Genomic DNA, 19,678 nt, shown 5'->3' on the forward strand with positions numbered 1-19,678 from the left:
CGCACCTGCACCCGATTCCCGACCGGAGAAGGGCCATGGCTGGCATACCTCAGATCGCCGACTACCCCCTGCCCGACGCCGCAGACCTCCCCGCGAACACCGTGGGCTGGAGCGTCCGCGCCGATCGCGCCGTTCTGCTCGTCCACGACATGCAGCGATATTTCCTCGACCACCTGCCCCCCGCCGTCCGGAGCCGGCTCGTCGCGAACACCGTGTCGCTGCGCGACCGCGCCGCCGCGGCCGGAGTGCCGGTCGCGTTCACCGCCCAGCCGGGGGACATGACCGAGCAGGAGCGCGGACTGCTCAAGGACTTCTGGGGGCCCGGCATGCGCCGTACCCCCGCCGAGCGCGCCGTCGTCGACGAGCTCGCGCCCGCCGACGGCGACTGGATGCTCACCAAGTGGCGGTACAGCGCGTTCTTCAACACCGACCTGCTGGCCCGGATGCGTGCCGCCGGGCGGGACCAGCTCGTCGTGTGCGGCGTGTACGCCCACGTCGGGATCCTCGCCACCGCGATCGAGTCCTTCTCCCACGACATCGAGACGTTCGTCGTCGGCGACGCCACGGCGGACTTCTCCGCCGCCGAGCACCACCAGGCCCTCGCCTATGCCGCGGCCCGCTGCGCCGTGGTCCTGTCCGCGAAGGAGGTGCTGGCGTGACCTCCGGCAGCGTTCCTGACCTGCTCGACCGCGTGCTCGGGCCGGCTCCCGGCCCGTTCGCCCTGCTGCACCGTCCCGGCACCGGGGGGCGGCATGTCGTCGACGTGCTCACCGGCGACGTCTCCTACCCCGGCCGGCTGGCCGACGTCGGTCTCCCGGAGGCGACGGCGGGCGCGGGCGCCCACGACGTCCTCCTGCTGCTGCCGTACCGGCAGCTCGCCGAGCGCGGGTTCGACGCCCCCGACGACGGCACGCCGCTGGTCGCCCTCACCGTGACCGACAGCCTCCGGGTGCCGTTCGACGAGGTGATCGAGCGGATCCCCGATCGCCCGGTGACGCTGTCGGGCGAGTCGGTCGAACCCGACGACGCGGGCTACGCCGAGCGCGTGCGGCGCGTCGTCGAGGAGGAGATCACCGGCGGGCAGGGCGCGAACTTCGTGCTCCGCAGGACGTTCACCGCCGACCTCGGCGCCGAGCCCGCCACCGGCGCGATCACGGTCTTCCGCCGCCTGCTCGAGCGGGAGCAGGGTGCCCACTGGACGTTCGTGGTGTTCACGGGCGAGCGCGTCCTGGTCGGGGCGAGCCCCGAGCGGCACGTCAGCCTGAGCGACGGCGTGGCCGTCATGAACCCGATCAGCGGCACCTACCGGTATCCGTCCGGCGGGGCGGACCTGCCCGGGGTCATGGAGTTCCTCGCCGACCGCAAGGAGTCCGGGGAGCTGGCCATGGTCCTGGACGAGGAGCTCAAGATGATGGCGCGCGTGTGCGACGGGGGCGGCCGGGTCACCGGCCCGTACCTGAAGGAGATGGCCGCCGTCGCGCACACGGAGTACTTCATCTCCGGCCGCACCACGCGCGACCCGCGCGACATCCTGCGCGAGACCCTCCTCGCCCCGACGGTGACGGGCAGCCCGCTGGAGAGCGCCTGCCGGGTCATCGCGCGGTACGAGCCGGAGGGCCGGGGGTACTACAGCGGCGTCGCCGCGCTGATCGGCCGGGACGACGCCGGACGGCGCACCATGGACTCCGCGATCCTGATCCGCACGGCGGACATCGACGGCTCGGGCCGGCTGCGCCTGGCGGTCGGCGCCACGATCGTGCGCGACTCCGACCCGGCGGGCGAGGTGGCGGAGACGCACGCCAAGGCCGAGGGCATGCTCTCCGCGCTCCGGGCGCCCGTGCGCCGCGGCTTCGCCGGGCATCCCGAGGTCCGCTCCGCGCTGGACGGCCGCAACGAGCATCTCTCCGGCTTCTGGCTGGACTCCCCGGCGGATGAGGGACTGCTGCCGGAGCTCGTCGGGCGCAGCGTGCTGGTCGTGGACGCGGAGGACACGTTCACCGCCATGATGGTGCACCAGCTCGCCACGACGGGCGCGGCCGTGACCGTCCGCCGGTTCGACGAGCCCTACGACGCCGCGGACCACGACCTCGTGGTGCTCGGTCCAGGGCCGGGCGACCCGGGGGACCTCGCCTCGGCCAAGATGCGCCACCTGCGGGCCGAGGTCCGGCGCTTCCTCGCCGTGCGCCGCCCCTTCCTGGCGGTGTGCCTGAGTCATCAGGTCCTCAGCCGGGAGCTGGGGCTGCGGGTCGCGCGCCGTGAGCGCCCCCACCAGGGCGTGCAGCGGACGATCGACCTCTTCGGGCGGGTGGAGCGTGTCGGGTTCTACAACTCGTTCACCGCGGTGGCGGGCGCGGACGAGATCGAGTCGCCGGGCGCCGGGCGCGTGGAGGTGTGCCGGGATCCGGGGAGCGGGGAGGTGCACGCGCTGCGCGGGGCCACGTTCACCTCGGCGCAGTTCCACGCGGAGTCCGTGCTGACGATCGGCGGGGACCGGATCCTGGCCCGGCTGGCGGCGGACGCGCTCCGTTCGGCTCTCGAACCCGCGGGGGCGTGACCGTGATATCGCGTAGATGCGTGACGCACTCCGACACTCCGGAGCCGCACACTCTTCGTGCGGGGGCAAAACACGGTGATATCCGAATTATCGGGACAGCGGACGTGATTCCGCATCCCGGGAGTTCGGCGGTCTCCCGTCACGGAAGGCACACCATGCCCGAGCTCGTGCTGCGCCCGGCCCCTCTCACGGCTCCCGAGTACCCGATCGCCGGCCCCACCCCGCAGGAGGTGATTCTGGGGGAGCTGGGACCCACGTTGTTCGCCTCCCTCACCCGCAACGACCAGCGCCGCAAGGCGATGCAGTACGTTCACGCCCTGCTGGTGACGCGCGGACGCAAGTCCATCCGGAGCATCTCGCGGGCCATCGGCGGGTCGGCCGCCGCCCAGCGGCTGCACCACTTCGTGAGCAGCTCGCCGTGGGACTGGCAGCCGGTCCGCCGCGCCACCGCCCACCACCTCGTGCGGACGATGCCGCCCCGGGCGTGGGTGGTCCACCGGTCGGTGTTCCCCAAGGCGGGCACGAGCTCGGTGGGCGTGGAGCGCACCTTCGAGCCGGCGGAGGGCAGGACGCTCAACGCGCAGCGTGCCGTCGACGTGTGGGCCGTGTCGAGCGCGGGGTGCAGCCCGGTCGACTGGCAGCTGCGCCTGCCGAAGACGTGGCTGGACGACGTCGGCTACCGCCGCAGCGCGCAGATCCCGGACACGGTGCGGGAGCGGAGCCTGGTGGACATCATCGTGAGCACCTGCGCGAGCATGACGGACGACTGGGGCCTGCCCCGGCGGCCGGTGGTCATGGACGCGCGGGACGTGGACGTGGCCGACGTCGTCTCGCAGCTGCGGACGCACCGGCTCCCGTTCCTGTTCCGGGTGGACCGGTCGCTGCGGCTGGTCCCGGCCGACGCGGCGTCCGGCACGGGCCCGGCACGGGCGCGGCGCATCCTGGAGGCGAACGGCCGGATGCGGCGTCCGGTCATGCCGGTGACGAGCGGGCTCCCGGTCTTCGCCGCGACGGTCCCCGTCCACCTGGCGGCCGACGCCGGGCGGGTACGGGGGAGCGAACCGCTCGCCCTGGTGGGGCTGGGCGGTCTGGCCGAGCCGTGGCCGGCCGGCGCGTGGCTCACCAACGTCACGACGGCGCCCCCGGCGGCGCTGCACGACCTCACGCGGCTGCTCGACCAGGTGGAGCGCGCGTTCGTGTCGGCGTGCGCGACGGCCGGGCTGCGCGACTTCGCCGGCCGCTCCTACGGCGGCTGGCATCGCCATCTCACGCTCGCGTCGGCCGCCCACGCGATCGACGCTCTCGCGCGGCTGGAAACGGCGGCCGTGTGAACTCCCCGAACGAATCGACTCCGAACCGAACCCTGAGTGAGGTGCCCATGCTGTCGAACTACCCCTTCGGCCGGAACCTGCGGATGCTCCGTCTGGGACATATGAGCCGGCGGTTCTTCGTGGTCCCGCTGGATCATTCCGTGACCAGCGGCTCGATCGCCCGCTCGACCACCCTCGACAGCCTGGTGGGACGGCTGGCGGGCGCCGGCGTCGATGCCGTGGTGCTGCACAAGGGCCGCGTCCGCGAGATCGACCCGTCGAGATTCACCCGGATGTCGCTGATCGTCCATCTCAGTGCGAGCACCCGGCACGCGCCCGACCCGGACGCCAAGCGGCTGGTCGCCAGCGTCGCCGAGGCCGTCCGGCTCGGCGCGGACGCCGTCAGCATCCACGTCAACCTCGGCTCGCGGCACGAGGCGGAGCAGCTGGCCGACTTCGCCGCCGTGGCCGAGGCGTGCGACCGGTGGAACCTCCCGCTGCTCGCGATGGTCTACCCCCGGGGCCCCGGGCTCGAGCGCCCGAACCGTCCGGAGCTGGTCGACCACGCGATCGCCGTCGGCGTCGACCTCGGCGCCGACATCGTCAAGACCGTCGCCACCGACTCGCTCGAGGACATGCGCGCGATCGTGGCGCGTTCCCCGGTCCCGGTGCTGGCCGCGGGCGGGCCGAAGGTCGAGGAGCCGGAGCTCGTCGACCACGTGGCCGAGCTCCTGCGCGCCGGGACGGCCGGCGTGGCGATGGGGCGCAACATCTTCGAGTCCCCGGACCCGGGAGCCCTGGCCCGCCGGATCGCCGACCTGATCCACATCGACGTCCCCGAACCCCGGCTGGCCGGCCTGCAGACCACCTCCTGACGCGCGCCACCGACCGGACCCGCTACGACGACCCACCACGAAAGGGCATACGAGCATGAGGCTTTGCTGGATCGACATCCGCGACACGGGCGACCTGACCGAGGCCGTCACGACCGAGGCCATCCACCAGCGCGTCAGCGGGGTGATCGCCGCCGAGCCGGCCGTCCTCGCGGACCTGCCGCCGACCGTCACGCGGGTCCTGATCCCCCGCGGGGCCGTACCGGAGGACCTGACCGGCGTCGACGTCCTCCTCGTCGACGTCGAGCGGCACGGCGACACCCGGACGGTGGCGAGCAGGCACCCGGACGTCGAGGTCGGCCGCTACGTCGACGTCGTGGACGCGCCGACCCTGGAGGAGGCGTGCTCCTCCGCCCGCGAGGAGTCGTGGACGTACCTCGTCTTCCGCGACCCGACGAAGATCCCGCTGGAGATCGTGCTCGCCGCCGCCGGCGCCGGGCGCGGCGAGCACAAGGGACGCACGATCACGCAGGTGGCGGACGTCACCGAGGCCGAGGTCGTCTTCACGGTCCTGGAGCACGGGTCCGACGGCGTCGCCATGGCCCCGCGCGCCGTCGGCGAGGTGACCGCCCTCCAGGCCGCGGCCACGTCCCAGCCGGCGCCCGTGGACCTCGTCGAGCTCACCGTCACCGGCACCGCGCACATCGGGATCGGCGAGCGCGCCTGCGTGGACACGACGGCCTACTTCGGCAAGGACGAGGGCATCCTCGTCGGCTCCCACTCGAAGGGCATGATCCTGTGCGTCAGCGAGACGCACCCGCTGCCCTACATGCCGACCCGGCCCTTCCGGGTCAACGCCGGGGCGATCCACTCCTACACGATGTCGGCCGACGGCCGCACGAACTACCTCAGCGAGCTGCACGCGGGCAGCAAGGTCCTGGCCGTCGACGTGAAGGGCCGGACCCGCCTGGTGACCGTCGGGCGGGTCAAGATCGAGTCGCGGCCGCTGATCTCCGTCGACGCCGTCGGCCCCCAGGGCGAGGAGGTCAACCTCATCCTGCAGGACGACTGGCACGTGCGGGTGCTGGGGCCGGGCGACACCGGCACCGACGGCACCGACGGCACGGACGGCTACCGGGTGCTCAACAGCACCGAGCTGAGAAACGGCGACCGGGTCTGGGGCTACCTGCCCCGCGAGGACCGGCACGTCGGGTACGCCATCAACGAGTTCTCGCTGGAGCGGTAAGGGCGGGAGGGCTCGGCCTGGTCCGCGCCGCCCGGCGCGGGCTAGGCCGTGTTTGGAGCTTGGTGGGCGGGTGTCGGTGTGTCGTACTAGTGTTCGTGTCATGTCTAGGCACGCTACGTTCCGTTTCTGTCTCGATCCGTCGGTCGAGCAGCGGGTGGTGCTTGCCCGGCATGTGGGTGCGGCGCGGTTCGCGTTCAACAAGGCTCTTGAGTTGCACCTGGCCGCACGTGACCGGTCTGCCCGCGGCGGGGTGTCTGAGGACGTGCCGTGGTCGGGATTCTCGCTGATCAATGCGTTCAACAGGTGGAAGAGGTCTGCGGCGGCAGGGCGCCGGTTCGTCGTCGGGCTGGATGGTGCGACGTCGGTTGTGGTGACGGGGCTGGCCTGGCGGAGCCAGGTCGTTGCGCAGGTGCTGGAGGAGGCCGTGGTCGACGTGGGCCGGGCCTTGAAGGCGTGGACTCACTCCCGTGCGGGCAAGCGTGCCGGGCGCCGGGTCGGGCACCCGCGGTTCAAGAAGAAGGCCGCGACGGCGGGCTCGTTCCGGGTCCGGAACAAGATGTCCGCCACGGGCCGTGCCTCGATCCAGGTCGGCGGTGCGGAGCCCCGGTCGGTGACACTGCCGAAGATCGGGACCCTGCCCGTCCACGATGACACCCGGCGTCTGCGCCGGATGATCGCCAAGGGCCGGGCCCGGATCCTGTTCGCGACGATCTCGCGGGGTGCGGGCGGACGGTGGTGGATCAGCCTGACCGTGCAGGCCGCTGACCTCCACCCGGCGCACCGGCACACGCCACGCCCCCAGACCGACGCATCGGGATGGGTGGGGGTAGACCGCGGGCTGAAGGCCGCGGTGGTCGCCGCGGACGCCGATGGCATCGAGGTCCTTCGCATCGAGGACGCACCGCGGGCGCTGCGCAACGGGCTACCCCGGCTGCGACGGCTGGCGCGGGCCGTGTCGCGCAAGAAGCGTGGCTCGGCCAATCAGGCGAAGGCTCGGGCGCGGCTGGCGCGGGAGCACGAGCGCATCCGCGCCCAGCGAGCTCATTTCGTGCATCAGGTGTCCAACAAGCTGGTCAAGACCCACGACCGGCTGGTACTGGAGGACCTGAACATCACCGGCATGCTCAAGAACAAGCGGCTGGCCCGCGCGATCGGAGATGCCGGATGGGGCGAGCTGGCCCGGCAGATCGGGTACAAGCAGGCCTGGCGCGACGGACACGTCATGGTCGCGGACCGCTGGTTCCCCTCGTCCAAGACCTGCTCCACCTGCCAGGCCAGGAAGACCACGTTGACCCTCACCGACCGCACCTTCGAGTGCGAAGCGTGCGGAGCATGCCTGGATCGCGATCTGAACGCCGCGATCAATCTCGCCGCCTGGGCCAAGACCCACCAATCCGGTGATACCGCCCGAGCCGGGGACCGTCAGACAGCCGGCCCCGTCATCAACGCCCGCCGACAGGACCACCCGGCACCGCACACTCGTGCCCGCCGGATCGTCCTGGCTGAAGCAGGAACCAGCACCCAGACCGCACCCGCAGTCTGACCACTGGACGCCCGAGAAGGGCGGTGTGCGGGAATCAACTCCCAAACACGCCGTAGGTTGAGCCCATGACCCAGGCCCTGAGCTACGAGCAGGCCGCAGCACTGAACCAGGCGATCCGGCAGGTCGGCATCCGCCACCGGGCGCTGGCCGCCTCGATGCTCGCCCGCCTCGGGCTGCACCCGGGGCAGGAGGTGATCCTCCTGCAGCTCGACGAGCACGGGCCCCGCACACAGGTCCAGCTCGCCGCCGGCGCCGGCTGCGAGCCGCCGAGCGTGACGCTCATGGTCCGCAAGCTGGAGGCCGCGGGCCTGATCACCCGCGCGCCGTCGCCCGACGACCGCCGCTCCGTCACGGTCTCCCTGACGGACCGCGGCCGCGCGCTGGTGCCCGAGCTGCGCGCCGTCTGGCAGGAACTGGCGGACACCACCGTCTCCGGGCTCGACGCCACCGGCGTCCCCGCGCTCATCGCCGCGCTCGGCGACCTCGCCGCCGGCCTCGGCGCGAGGCACTGAGCGCCCCGCGCCCAGGACCCCTCACAGGTCGCGCGGCACGAGCCCCGCGAGCTCGGTGCGCGAGCCGACGTCGAGCTTCCGGAACATCTGCCGCAGGTGGTAGTTCACCGTGTGCGGCGACAGGAACACCCGCGAACCGATCTCCCGGTTCGTCAGCCCGCGGCGCACGAGCCGCGCGATGGCGCGCTCACGGTCGGTCAGATGGTTCAGCACCGCGGGCAAGCCGGGCGCCGGTGCCTCCACGGCCTCGGGCTCGGGCTCGGGCGCCGCGGCCGGCACCGGAGCGCGGTCCGCCCCGCCGATCACGTCGAGCACCTCGTCCCACGCCGCCTCGTCCCGCGCCGCCGTGGCGTCGCCCCGCCAGGCCACGTGCTGGTCCGGGCGCACCAGCACCAGGTCGCTCTCCCACGCCCGGCGCACGGCGTCGTCGTCGATCGCCAGGTGCGTCATCGGGATCCGCCGCGCCACGGCCCGCTCCACCAGCGGCGCCCCCGCGCGCGACCCCGTGAGGTCGACCAGGGTGAGCCCCGGCCCGAACCGCCCGTACAACGCCGTCCCGTCGGCGAGCCGCAGACTCGGCGCCCGCCCGCCCGGCCACGTCGTCGGGACGATCTCGCGCCAGTGCCACGGCGGCGCCTCACCGTCCTCGTGCCGGACCACCGGCGAGCTCTCGTACCGGTAGCCGCAATGGATGCCGATGTTGTCGATCTGGTAGGCGTCCTGCGCGAGGAACCCCGTCAGGTGCGCCCGGGAGGCACCCTCGGCCGCCAGCGCCGGGAATCGCTGCCACACCTCCAGGAGGTTGTGGCACATCTGCCGGTTGAACAGCGCCACCGGGCGCCGCTCGGCCTCGTAGCTGTCCAGCAGCGCCGGGCCGCCCCAGCCGTCCAGACAGGCAGCCAGCTTCCAGCCCAGATCGACCGCGTCGCCGATGCCGGTGTTCGCGCCGTGACCGCCGGTCGGGAAGAACTGGTGCGCGGCGTCCCCGGCCAGGAAGACCTGCCCGCGCCGGTACTCGTCGGCCACCGACAGCCGCCCCTGCCACTGCGTGACGTCCAGCACCTCGTCGATGGCGAAGTCCACGCCCATCCGCTCCTTGAGCGCGCCGACCGGATCCGTGCGTACCCGCTCGTCGCCGAGCACCGGCAGGGCCGCCGTCCAGGTCACGTCCTCGTCCCGCGACACCAGCGTGACGCCCGTTCCCACGATCGACAGGAAGTACCGGCCGTGACGCCGCAGCACCGGATCCCGGCTGGTGAAGTAGATGTCGCAGTGGTCGGCGCTCGGCCCGGAGTCGCTCAGCCCGATGCCGAGCCGGCGCCGCACGGAGCTGCCCGCGCCGTCGCACCCGACGACGTACGTCGCCGAGACCTCGTGGCGCTCGCCGTCGGGGCCCACGACGACGGCGCCCGGCGCGTCCGGTTCCAGCTCGGTGACGCGCCACCCCTCGCGCAGGTCGATCAGGGGGTGCGCGCGGGCATGCTCGCGCAGGACGTCCTCGAGGATCGACCCGGGGAGTCGCTGGTACGGCTCGGCCGGACGGCTGCCGTCGTTGTGCTCGGCGATGGACTCCCGTACGGCGTCGACCGACGGGTAGCGCCACGTGGCGACCGGCGGCTCGGCGAACGTGCGGGACCAGTGGAAGATGAACTCGTGCCCGGGCGGCACGCCCCGGGCACGGATGTCCCCGGCGACGCCGAGCCGGGCGAACAGCTCCATGCTCCGGGCGTTGACGAAGTCCATCTTGGGATGCCGGGAGGGCGTGGCGGACCGCTCGGCCACCAGGCTGGACACACCGTGCCGCGCGAGCTCGAGCGCGAGGGTCGCGCCCACCGGGCCGGCCCCGACGATCAGGACGGGCGTGCTGATCGTGGCCGTCATCGGACCGCTCCGTGCAGGGTGTCGACGATGGACCGCAGCGTGCCCGCGAAGTACTGGCGCGTCCCGGCCTCGAACCCGGCGCCGCGGGCCACGCCCTCGGCGCTGAGGTCGACGTGCAGGGTCAGCCACAGCTGCCCGCCGTCCTCGCTGATCTCGTTCACGATCCGGGTCAGCAGCGGGTCCGTGACCTGCTCGAACTCGATGCGGCCCGGCGGGGCGAACACGACGCGCTCGCGCTCCCGCCGCCCGTCCTCGAGGACGATCTCGCGCAGGAGTCCGTCCGGATCGCGCTCCAGCACCGTGCACCCGACGACGGCCGGGATGAACGGGACCGGGTTCTCCGCCTTGCGCAGCAGCTCCTGCCACAGCCGCGTACGGTCCAGGCGGACCGGGAGCGTGGCGGACAGCCGCGTCCCGGAGGTGCCGGACGCCGGGTCGGGCGCCACGGGTGCCTCGGGCATTGCGGGGCTCGCGGGATTCTCGGGCTGGCTGGATCTCATGGATCGCGGAACCTCTCCATCGACGCGCAGGGCCGGTGTGCAGGTCCGAGTCTGAGTGCGCCGGGCGTGCGGCGACATCACGTGTTCTCGTGACCCGGAAGGCGGCACACATTCCTTGACGCGGCCAGTCGTGATGCGCATAACATTTACGCGCATAACGATCCGAGAGGGGCTGCTCGTGACCATGCAAGGGAAGACGGCGATCGTGACCGGAGGCTCCGGGGGGATGGGCCGGGCGATCGCGGAACGGCTCGCCCGGGAAGGCGCGGACGTCGTCGTGCACTACCACCGGAACAAGGAAGGCGCCGAGGCCACCGCCGAGGCGATCGGGAAGGGTGGCGGGACCGGGCGTGTCCTGACCGTCCCGGGCGACCTCGCCGTCGAGGACGACGTCCGGGCGCTGTACGACGCCGCCATGGCCGAGTTCGGCCGGGTGGACGCCGTGGTGAACAACGCCGGCGTGGCCACCGGCGGGCCGATCGAGGCCATGACGGCCGACGAGTTCGACCGGGTCGTGTCGGTCAACCTGCGCGGCACGTTCCTGTCCTGCCGCGAGGCCGCGCGGCGACTCTCGGACGGCGGGCGCGTCGTGAACGTCTCGGCGCGGATCCCCGCCGGGGCCGCTCCGATGCTCGGCGTCTACGCCGCCGCGAAGGCCGGCGTGGAGGCCCTCACCCGCTCCCTGGCGCATCAGCTCGGGCCGCGCGGCATCACCGCGAACGCCGTCGCGCCCGGCCCGACCGACACCCCGATGCTCGACGCGGGCGCGCGGGCGAACGCCGAGGCGATCGCCGGCCAGACGCCGCTGCGGCGGCTGGGCCGGCCGGAAGACACCGCCTCGGTGGTGGCGTTCCTCGCCGGGCCCGACGGCGCCTGGGTCACCGGGCAGACGCTCCACGCCGACGGCGGCCTCACGTGAGCCGCCCGCGGGCGGGCCGCGGCGTGTCCGCGTTCAGCCGCCGCGCGTTCGTGACCGGTCTCGCGGCCACGGGGGCCGCGGGCGGCGCCGCCCTGCTGGGCGGACCGTCGCCGGCCTCCGCTGTCACCGCCGCCGGCCGGCCGGGCGCGCCGACCACGGTCCTGCCATCCGACCGGCAGTACGCCGACCTGGTGCGCGGCGCCAACCTCCGGTTCACCGGGAACCCCGACCACGTCCGCCTCGTCACGTCCCCCTGGCAGGTGGCCCGCGCCCTGCAGGAGGCGCTCGACACCGGCAAGCGGGTCGCGGTCCGCAGCGGCGGGCACTGCTACGAGGACTTCGTGGCAGCCCCGGACATCGCCGTCGTGATCGACCTCGCCGGCATGAACCGCGTCTACCACGACCGCTCGACGGGGGCGTTCGCGGTCGAGGCGGGCGCGACGCTGGAGCACGTGTACAACACCCTGTTCCGGGGCTGGGGCGTCACCATCCCCGGGGGATCGTGCCCGTCGGTGGGCGCCGGCGGGCACATCGCGGGCGGCGGCTACGGCGTGCTGTCCCGCGGCCTGGGCCTCACCGTCGACCACCTGCACGCGGTCGAGGTGGTCGTCGCCGGCGCGGACGGCGTCGCCCGGACCGTCGTGGCCACCAGAGGCGGGGAGCACCACGACCTCTGGTGGGCGCACACCGGTGGCGGCGGCGGCAACTTCGGCATCGTGACGCGGTACTGGTTCCGCACGCCCGGGGCGTCCGGGGAGCCGGGCTCGCTGCTCCCCGCAGGACCGCGCGAGACCCTCGTGACCGACCTGCTCTGGCAGTGGGGCGACCTGACCGACGCCGGCTTCGCGCGCCTGATGCGCAACTACGGCGACTGGCTCACCCGCCACAGCTCGCCGGGGGACCCGGCGAACGCACTGTTCTGCCAGCTCAAGCCGCAGCACAGGGTCGCGGGATCGTTCGGCATGACCGTCGAGGTGGACGCGAGCCAGGGCGACCCGGACGGCCTGCTCGACGACTTCCTCGCCGAGATGGCCGCCGGCGTCGGCGCGCGGCCGATCACCCTGGAACGCCGCCGGCTGCCGTGGCTGCACGCCGTCGAGTGGCCGGGCTTCACCGGCGGCCGGAACCCCAACTGGCGGTTCAAGATCAAGTCCGCCTACCTGCGCCAGGGGTTCACCGACGAGCAGATCGCCGCGATCCACCACCACCTCACGCGCACCGACTACCAGCACCCCGGCGCCCTGCTGCTGCTCACCTCCTACGGAGGCCGGATCAACGCCGTCGCGCCGCACGAGACCGCGGCCCCGCAGCGCGACTCCGTCCTCAAGCCGCAGTTCCTGGTGTCCTGGACCGAGCCCGGCGCCGACGAGATGCACCTGAACTGGGTGCGCGAGCTGTACCGCGACGTCTTCTCGGCCACCGGCGGCGTACCCGTGCCCGGACCGCAGACCGACGGCTGCTACATCAACTACGCCGACGCCGACCTCGCCGACCCCGCCTGGAACACGTCGGGCGTCGAATGGACCGAGCTGTACTACAAGGACGGCTACCGGCGCCTCCAGCACGTCAAGCGGCGGTGGGACCCGCACGACGTCTTCCGCCACGCGCAGTCGGTACGCCTGTGACACGGCCTCCGCAGCCACTGGTCGGCCGCGACGACACGCTGCGCGCGGTCGACCGGCGGCTGCGGGCGGCCACCGAGGGCGCCGGCGCGTGCGTGGTCATCGAGGGCCCCGCCGGGATGGGCAAGACCCGCCTGGTCACCACCATCACCCGCCGCGCCGAGCAGCAGGACTTCACCGTCGCCCCCGGACGCGCCACCGAGCTCGACCGCGCGGCCCCCCTGAGCACCCTGCGCACCGCACTACGGCACAGCACGCGGCCCCTGCCCGGCGGCGCGGCCCTCGACGTCGCCCCCGACGCCGAGCGAGGCGGCTACCGGCTCATCGACCGCCTCGGCGAAGCCGTCGAGGAACTCGCCCGGGACCGCCCCGTCGCCGTCGTGCTCGACGACTTCCACTGGGCCGACGAACTGTCCGCGCTCGCCCTGCGGATCCTCGTCCCGACCCTCCGGTCGGCCGCCGTCCTGTGGGTGCTCGCCCAGCGCCCCGGCGGGCACGGCCCCGCCCTCGCGGACATCGGCGGCGCCGACGTGACCGTGCTACCGCTGGAACCGTTCGACGACGCCACCCTCGCCGAGTTCTGCACCCACGTCCTGGGCGCCCGGCCGGACGCCGGCGTCCTCCGGCTCGCGGCGGGCACCGGCGGCAACCCGTTCCTCCTCGAGGAACTGCTCGTCACGCTGCGCTCCGAGGGCCGCATCGAGATCCGCGACGGCGCCGCCGTCCCCGTCTCCGACGGACTGCCGACCGGGTTCGTGGCCGCCGTGCAGCGCCGCCTCGGGGAACTGTCGGCGGACGCGGGAAGCCTCATCGAGGCGGGAGCGGTGCTGGCCGGCCCGTTCACGGTGCACGCCGCGGCCGGGGTGCTCGGCCGGCCCGCCGCCACGACGCTCGACGCCACCCGGGAAGCGGTCACCGCCGGATTCCTCGTCGACGACGGCGCCCGGCTGGCCTTCCGGCACGACCTCATCCGCGAGGCCGTCTACGCGCACCTGCCCGGCACCGTACGCCAGGCACTGCACCGCGAGGCCGTGCCCGTGCTGCGCCGCGAGGGAAGCTCCGCCGCCGAGGTCACCGAGCACTTCCTGCGCGGGGCCCAGCGCGCCGACGACTCGACACTGGCGATGTTCCGCGACGCGCTCGCGGACATCGCGCCGGCCGCGCCGTCGGCCGCGGCCGACCTCATCCTGCGCCTGCTGGACCTGCAGGGAAGCCAGCGGCCGGGGCACTTCCCGCTCCTCGCCGACGCCGTCCGGTTCCTCGCCTCGGCGGGGCGCCTGGCCGAGGCGCGCGCGCTCGCGGAGCGGGCGCTGGCCCACGGCATGCCGCCGGCCGCGGAGTCGGCGGTCCTGCTCGGCCTGGCGGAGGCCCTCAAGCACGCCGGCCAGGACCGGGACGCGGTCGAGTTCGCCGGGCGGGCCCTGGCCGGCGCCGGCGGCGAGACCGGCGAGCGGGCGCACCTGCTCGCGGTCCAGGCGCACGCCCTCCTGCAGCTCGACGACCTGTCCTCCGCGCGGACCGCCGCGTACAGCGCCGTCGAGCTCGGCCGGTCCGCGGGCGCGGACGTGGCCGTCGTCGTGGGCAGGTGCGCCACGAGCATGGTCGCGTTCGCCGAGGGGGACGTCGAGGGGGCGATCGGGCAGGCCCGTGAGGGGGTCGCGGCGGCCGAGACGTCCGGCGGCGAGTCCCGGCACCGGCACCCGCGGTTGTGGCTGGCGCGGGCGCTCGGCGCCGCCGACAGGTTCCCGGAGGCCGAGGCGATGTACGCCGCCGACAAGCTCGCGGCCGACGAGCTGGGCACGGTCTGGTCGCAGCCGATGAGCCACCAGTTCCACGCCGAGCTGAAGTTCGCCGCGGGCAAGCTGGAGGACGCGCGGGCCGAGGCCGAGGCGGGCCTGCGGGTGGCCGAGCAGCTGAACGCGGTGGCGCTCACTCCGACCCTGCTGGCCACCCTGGCGCACCTGGCGGTGCTGCGGGGCGAGCCGCAGGCGGCCGGCCACCTGCTCGCACGGGCCGACGGCTACCTCGACCAGGGCATCTGCGCGCTGACCGAGGAACGGCACTGGGAGCGGACGGTGTGCTACGCGGCGATGGGGGAGCGGGAGGCCGCCGCGCGGTCCTTCCGCGCGCTCGTCGGCGTCCTCGCGCAGCGCCCGTACCTGCTGGTGCAGGAGCCGCTGGCGGGACCGTGGCTGGTGCGGTTCGCGCTGGCGGCCGGCGACCGTGCCGCCGGCGGGACGATCGCCGCCGCCGCCCGCGAGGCCGCCGGCCACAACCCGCGCGTCGTCTCCCTGCAGGGGGCGGCGGACCACGCGGAGGGCCTGCTGCGCCAGGACCGGGGCCTCCTGCACGCGGCGGTCGCGGCGCACCGGGCCGGGCCGCGGCCCCTGTGCCTGGCCGCCGCGCTGGAGGACGCGGCCGGGGCCGAGCGCCGCGCGGGCGAGCAGGACGCGGCGATCACCCTGGCGAAGCAGGCCGTCGACGCCTATTCGGAGTGCGGGTCGCACGACGACGTGAGCCGGGTCCGGCGCCTGCTGCGCTCGCTCGGCGTGCGCGGCCCCGCGGCGTCCCGGACCGGCCGGCGCCGGACGGGCTGGGCCGGCCTGACCAGCTCCGAGCTGCGCGTCGTGCGGCTGGTCGCCGAAGGACGGACGAACCGGGAGGTGGCGGCGCAGCTGTTCCTGTCGCCGCACACCGTGGACAGCCACATCCGGCACGCCTTCGTGAAGCTCGACGTCTCGAACCGGGTGGAACTGGCCCGGATCGTGCTCGCCCACGACGATCCGCACGGGCCTCTCAGCTCCCGGGCTGCTGCCGGCCCCCCATGATCAGCCGCGTCAGCAGCGCGCCGGCCAGGGCGACCCCGACGGCGCACCAGAGGGCCGCGGTGTAGCCGGCCATCAGCGCGTCGGGGCTCGAACCGCCCCGGGTCGCGGTGTCCGCCACCACGGCCAGCGCGGCGAGGCCGAGAGCGCCGCCGCCCTGGTACGACGTCGTGGCCATGCCGGACGCCGCGCCCGCGATGGGTCCGTCCAGGCCCATCGTGCACACGACGAACGAGGACACGATGGACATGCCCAGGCCGAAGGCCCACACGGTGGCGGGGACGTGGAAGGAGAGCAGGATCGGCCCGGTCTCGCTCATGGCCAGCGCCCAGCCGGCCAGCGCGATCGCCTGGATCACCAGCCCGGCGCCCAGCACGTTGTGCGGCCCGAACCGCAGGACCCGCGGCGCCACCTGCGTGCCCGCGAACATGCCCAGGGGCACCGGCAGGTAGAGCAGCGCCGCCTGGAGGGCGTCGTACTCCCGCACCTGCTGCAGGTACAGGGTGATGAAGAAGAAGGTGGAGATGAGGATCGTCCCGACGAGCGCGAAGACGATGTTGCCGAACGTGATGTTGCGCATCGAGAGCAGCATCGTCGGGATGAGCGGCGCGGAGGCGGTCCGCTGCCGGACGACGAACGCGACCAGCAGCGCGACGGCGACGCCGAGCTCGAGAAGGGTGAGCGCGGACGTCCAGCCCTGCGCGCCGCCTCGCACGAGCGCGAGGATCAGCATGATCAGCCCGCCGGTGAAGGTCACTGCGCCGATCACGTCCATGCGGCCCTGCACGTCCGGCCGCGGCGACGGCAGCAGGACGAAGCCCGCCACCAGCACGGCCACGCCGATGGGGATGTTGATCAGGAAGATCCACTCCCACGACACCGTGGTGAGCAGCCCGCCGAGCACGAGGCCGACCGGCGCGGCGATACCGGCCATCCCGCTGAAGAGGCCCATCGCCTTCCCGCGGCTGGGACCCTCCGGGAAGATGTCGGTGATCAGTGCCAGGGCGGCGGGGAAGACCAGCGCGGCCCCGAGTCCCTGCAGCACGCGGGCGACCACGAGGTGCCACGGCTCGACCGCGACCGCGCAGGCCAGCGAGAAGACCGTGAAGACGACCACGCCCGCCAGGAAGAGCCGGCGGCGGCCGACGAAGTCGGTGGCGCGGCCGGCGAGCAGCAGGAAGCCGGCGAATCCCACGAGGTAGCCGTCCACCACCCAGGCGATCGTCGTCGGGGAGAAGCCGAGGCCGTCGCGGATGGACGGCAGGGCGATGTTGACCACCGACGCGTCCATCACGGTGATGAACTCGATCAGCGCCAGAACGCCGAACACCACCCATGGATTGCGCGCCGCGCCCGGCCGTCCGGCCGGTGCCGGCTGCCCGGCCTGCGCGGACCGGCCGGCGGTCGTACCGGTCGAGGAACTCTCGACGTCGCTGCTCATCGGACTGGATCACTCCTTGTGGATCGAGGCGGATCGAGCCGGTCGGCGTGGACCGGTCCCGATCGAACGGGTGGACGCACGAGCGCGCGGCCGAACCTGACACGGCGCGCGGATCGTTCTTGACATCCGTGTCGATCGTCGCGAGCGGCGGGCCGGGAGTGCATCACGTGAACGCGTGATCCGGGCCGGGCGCCACGAGCGCCGCGGAAAGATCCCGCGAACGCGGGATGCCCGGCCCGCCGGCCGGCAGAAGAGTTGAGCCCGTCCGGTGACGCACCCGTCGGGGAAAGGCAGCTCAGTCATGGTGATGTTCCAGCACACGGTCGTGGTCAACGACGAAGAACAGGAGTATCCGCTCCTCGAGGCGGACCGGCTGTGGGAGATCCTGGTCCACAAGGCGGCGAATCCCGTGTCCTACGTCCCGTCCATCACGGCGGCCACGGTCCTCGAGCGCTTCGACGACGGCTTCACCCGCGAGATCGAGCTGCGCGGGTCCGTGACGGTCCGCGAGCGCGTCGAGCTCGAGCCGCGCAGGCGCATCGTGTTCACCCAGCTGGACAACCCCGACCTGACGACGATCACCAACGAGATCGGCGAGGACGCCGAGGGGCGTCTGACGTTCACGTTCACCGCGACGCTGTCGGCCGCGGGAATCGAGCGCAGCCGGCGCGAGAGCGGGTTCGTCGCCGAGAACGACCTGCTCTTCTACGACACCGCGCGGGCGACGGTGAACACCGCGCGGCTCTACGCGGCGGCGCACGACGCCGTGGCGTCCTGACCGGTCACCGTGGTCAGGAACGACAACCCGAGAGGAAAGGCACCACCTATGAGCGGACGCGTCATGCACTTCGAGCTGCCCACCGACGATCTCGGCAGGGCGAGCACGTTCTACGGGGAGATCTTCGGCTGGACGGTGATGCCGCAGGGCGAGGACTCGGCGATGGTCGGCACCACGCCGTCCGACCAGAACGGCCAGCCGACCGAGCCCGGTGGCATCAACGGCGGTCTCGCGGCCCGGGGAGGGGCGATCACCGCGCCGCTCGTCACCGTGCACGTCGCCGACATCGAGGAGTCGTTGCAGCAGATCGAGCAGGCGGGCGGCAAGCGGGTGCAGGAGAAGGAGCCCGTGGGCGACTTCGGCTTCGTCGCGTACTTCGCGGACCCCGAGGGCAACACCGTCGGCCTCTGGCAGTTCGCCTGACGGATCGGTCCGGCCCGGTCGCGCTGCCGCGCGGCCGGGCCGTTCCCGGTCTCCGGGGGCCGGCTCGGGCCTCTGCGGCTCAGGCGTCCGGGCCGACGGCGCGGGTCGCGTCGTAGCCGTAGAGCCATTCCTGCTCGGCGAGCCGCTGCGAGCGGCTCAGCTGCGCGTCCCGGTCCCGCTGCGCCGAGCCGTCGTCGACGTGCAGGGCGCGGGAGTTCCGCCGGGAGATCTCCTGGACCTTCTCGGCGCGGTCGCGTCGCGCGGCCGCGTAGCGGGCGAGGGCGGGGGCCACGTCCCTGGTGCCGCCGGCGAGCGACAGGGAGGCCGCGAGGACGCACGCGTCCTCGACGGCCTGGTTCGCGCCCTGGGCGAAGAACGGGAGCATCGGATGGGCGGCGTCGCCGAGCAGGGCGATGCGGCCGGTGGTCCAGTCCGGGATCGGGTCCCGGTCGTGCAGCGCCCACAGGGTCACCTGCTCCGCGGCCTCCACGACGGCGCGGACGGCCGGATGCCAGTCCGCGTAGGCGGATCGCAGGTCGCCGGGCGAGGCGGGGGCGGTCCACGACTCTGGCTGCCACTCGACCACGGGTGTCGTCGCGGCGACGCTGACCTGCTTGCCGGCCGAGATCGGGTAGCACACCAGGTGCTGGCGCGGCCCGAGCCAGAGCACGACCTTGGGCTCGTCGCGCATCGCGGGCAGGGCCTCGACGGGCACCACCGAGCGGTAGATGCCCTGGCCGGAGTACCGCGGCCGGTCGGCGCTGAGCTCCTTGCGGACGGTCGAGTGGATCCCGTCGGCCCCGACCAGCACCTCGGCCGCCACGGGCGCGCCGTGGGCGAACCCGATCCGGACGCCGTCGGCCGTCTCGCTCACCGACTCGTACCGCCGGTCCAGCTCGATCACGTCCGTGCCGACCGTCTCGACGAGCGCGCCGTGCAGGTCGGCCCGGTGGACGGTGTAGTACGGGGCCGAGTAGCGGTCCTCGCACTCGGCACCGAGCGTGGTGCGGGCGATCACCCGGTTGTCGTCCCAGCGCCGTAGTTCGATGGCTTCCGGCCGGACGGCGACGTCGCGCAGCACGTCCGCGAGGCCGAGCCGGTGCAGCAGGCGCACGGCGTTCGGCGCCAGCTGGATCCCCGCTCCCACCTCGCCGAGGCGGGGCGCCTGCTCGAAGACGCGGCAGGTGATGCCGGCGCGCCCCAGCTCCGCGGCGAGCGCGAGCCCGGCGATACCCGCGCCGACCACCGCGACCCTGCCCGTGTGCCGTGCCTGGACCTCCACGATGACTCC

The 19,678-nt window shown here is 73.6% G+C and carries 16 protein-coding genes; 12 read left to right on the forward strand and 4 right to left on the reverse strand.

What is annotated here, in order from left to right; genetic code table 11:
* Positions 1-35 precede the first annotated feature (35 nt).
* The 7 genes from ACYVK5_RS23270 to ACYVK5_RS23300 all read left to right on the forward strand — a co-directional run bounded on the left by ACYVK5_RS23270 (position 36) and on the right by ACYVK5_RS23300 (position 7,998).
* A complete protein-coding gene (locus ACYVK5_RS23270; protein ID WP_460708359.1) occupies positions 36-659 on the forward strand; it encodes an isochorismatase family protein in 624 nt (207 codons plus the stop codon).
* A complete protein-coding gene (locus ACYVK5_RS23275; protein ID WP_460708360.1) occupies positions 656-2,554 on the forward strand; it encodes an anthranilate synthase family protein in 1,899 nt (632 codons plus the stop codon). The genes ACYVK5_RS23270 and ACYVK5_RS23275 overlap by 4 nt, the downstream gene beginning before the upstream one ends.
* 155 nt (positions 2,555-2,709) lie before the next feature.
* A complete protein-coding gene (locus ACYVK5_RS23280) occupies positions 2,710-3,885 on the forward strand; it encodes an IS701 family transposase (protein WP_460708361.1) in 1,176 nt (391 codons plus the stop codon).
* Between the two features lie 47 nt (positions 3,886-3,932).
* Positions 3,933-4,739: a 2-amino-3,7-dideoxy-D-threo-hept-6-ulosonate synthase gene (locus ACYVK5_RS23285; RefSeq protein WP_460708390.1), complete on the forward strand. Its 807-nt coding sequence runs from the start codon at positions 3,933-3,935 to the stop codon at positions 4,737-4,739.
* A gap of 55 nt (positions 4,740-4,794) precedes the next feature.
* Positions 4,795-5,943, forward strand: a complete 1,149-nt coding sequence (locus tag ACYVK5_RS23290; RefSeq protein WP_460708362.1) for a 3-dehydroquinate synthase II family protein — start codon at positions 4,795-4,797, stop codon at positions 5,941-5,943.
* Between the two features lie 100 nt (positions 5,944-6,043).
* Positions 6,044-7,486 (forward strand): RNA-guided endonuclease InsQ/TnpB family protein, encoded by a 1,443-nt coding sequence (locus ACYVK5_RS23295; RefSeq protein ID WP_460708363.1) that lies wholly within the window; start codon positions 6,044-6,046, stop codon positions 7,484-7,486.
* A gap of 65 nt (positions 7,487-7,551) precedes the next feature.
* Entirely contained in the window at positions 7,552-7,998 is a 447-nt protein-coding gene (locus ACYVK5_RS23300) for a MarR family winged helix-turn-helix transcriptional regulator (protein ID WP_460708364.1), read from the forward strand.
* Between the two features lie 21 nt (positions 7,999-8,019).
* Here ACYVK5_RS23300 and ACYVK5_RS23305 read toward each other — a convergent pair whose 3' ends face one another.
* Both ACYVK5_RS23305 and ACYVK5_RS23310 read right to left on the reverse strand, forming a co-directional pair.
* A complete protein-coding gene (locus ACYVK5_RS23305) occupies positions 8,020-9,879 on the reverse strand; it encodes an FAD-dependent monooxygenase (protein ID WP_460708365.1) in 1,860 nt (619 codons plus the stop codon).
* Positions 9,876-10,379, reverse strand: coding sequence for an SRPBCC family protein (locus tag ACYVK5_RS23310; protein WP_460708366.1), 504 nt, complete (start codon positions 10,377-10,379; stop codon positions 9,876-9,878). Before ACYVK5_RS23310 ends, ACYVK5_RS23305 begins: the two co-directional genes overlap by 4 nt.
* Positions 10,380-10,563: 184 nt before the next feature.
* On the opposite strand from ACYVK5_RS23310, the gene ACYVK5_RS23315 reads away from it, so the two are divergent.
* The 3 genes from ACYVK5_RS23315 to ACYVK5_RS23325 are packed head-to-tail and all read left to right on the forward strand — an operon-like array spanning position 10,564 to position 15,748.
* Entirely contained in the window at positions 10,564-11,298 is a 735-nt protein-coding gene (locus tag ACYVK5_RS23315; protein WP_460708391.1) for a glucose 1-dehydrogenase, read from the forward strand.
* The gene (locus ACYVK5_RS23320; protein WP_460708367.1) at positions 11,295-12,923 is read left to right on the forward strand and encodes an FAD-binding oxidoreductase; all 1,629 of its coding nucleotides are present in this window, start codon (positions 11,295-11,297) and stop codon (positions 12,921-12,923) included. The genes ACYVK5_RS23315 and ACYVK5_RS23320 overlap by 4 nt, the downstream gene beginning before the upstream one ends.
* The gene (locus ACYVK5_RS23325; protein WP_460708368.1) at positions 12,920-15,748 is read left to right on the forward strand and encodes a helix-turn-helix transcriptional regulator; all 2,829 of its coding nucleotides are present in this window, start codon (positions 12,920-12,922) and stop codon (positions 15,746-15,748) included. The genes ACYVK5_RS23320 and ACYVK5_RS23325 overlap by 4 nt, the downstream gene beginning before the upstream one ends.
* Here the strand turns inward: ACYVK5_RS23325 and ACYVK5_RS23330 are convergent.
* The gene (locus tag ACYVK5_RS23330) at positions 15,717-17,186 is read right to left on the reverse strand and encodes an MFS transporter (RefSeq protein WP_460708369.1); all 1,470 of its coding nucleotides are present in this window, start codon (positions 17,184-17,186) and stop codon (positions 15,717-15,719) included. The genes ACYVK5_RS23325 and ACYVK5_RS23330 overlap by 32 nt on opposite strands.
* Positions 17,187-17,487: 301 nt before the next feature.
* On the opposite strand from ACYVK5_RS23330, the gene ACYVK5_RS23335 reads away from it, so the two are divergent.
* Together ACYVK5_RS23335 and ACYVK5_RS23340 are read left to right on the forward strand one after the other, a co-directional pair.
* Positions 17,488-17,964: an AtaL-like protein gene (locus ACYVK5_RS23335; RefSeq protein ID WP_460708370.1), complete on the forward strand. Its 477-nt coding sequence runs from the start codon at positions 17,488-17,490 to the stop codon at positions 17,962-17,964.
* Positions 17,965-18,012: 48 nt separating this feature from the next.
* On the forward strand, positions 18,013-18,387 hold the full coding sequence (locus ACYVK5_RS23340; protein WP_460708371.1) for a VOC family protein: 375 nt from the start codon (positions 18,013-18,015) through the stop codon (positions 18,385-18,387).
* Positions 18,388-18,466: 79 nt separating this feature from the next.
* Here the strand turns inward: ACYVK5_RS23340 and ACYVK5_RS23345 are convergent, their stop codons facing one another.
* Positions 18,467-19,669 carry an FAD-dependent monooxygenase gene (locus ACYVK5_RS23345; protein WP_460708372.1) on the reverse strand — a complete coding sequence of 401 codons (1,203 nt, stop codon included), beginning with the start codon at positions 19,667-19,669 and terminating at the stop codon, positions 18,467-18,469.
* Between the last annotated feature and the right edge of the window lie 9 nt (positions 19,670-19,678).

The sequence above is a fragment of the Myceligenerans halotolerans genome (assembly GCF_054782975.1).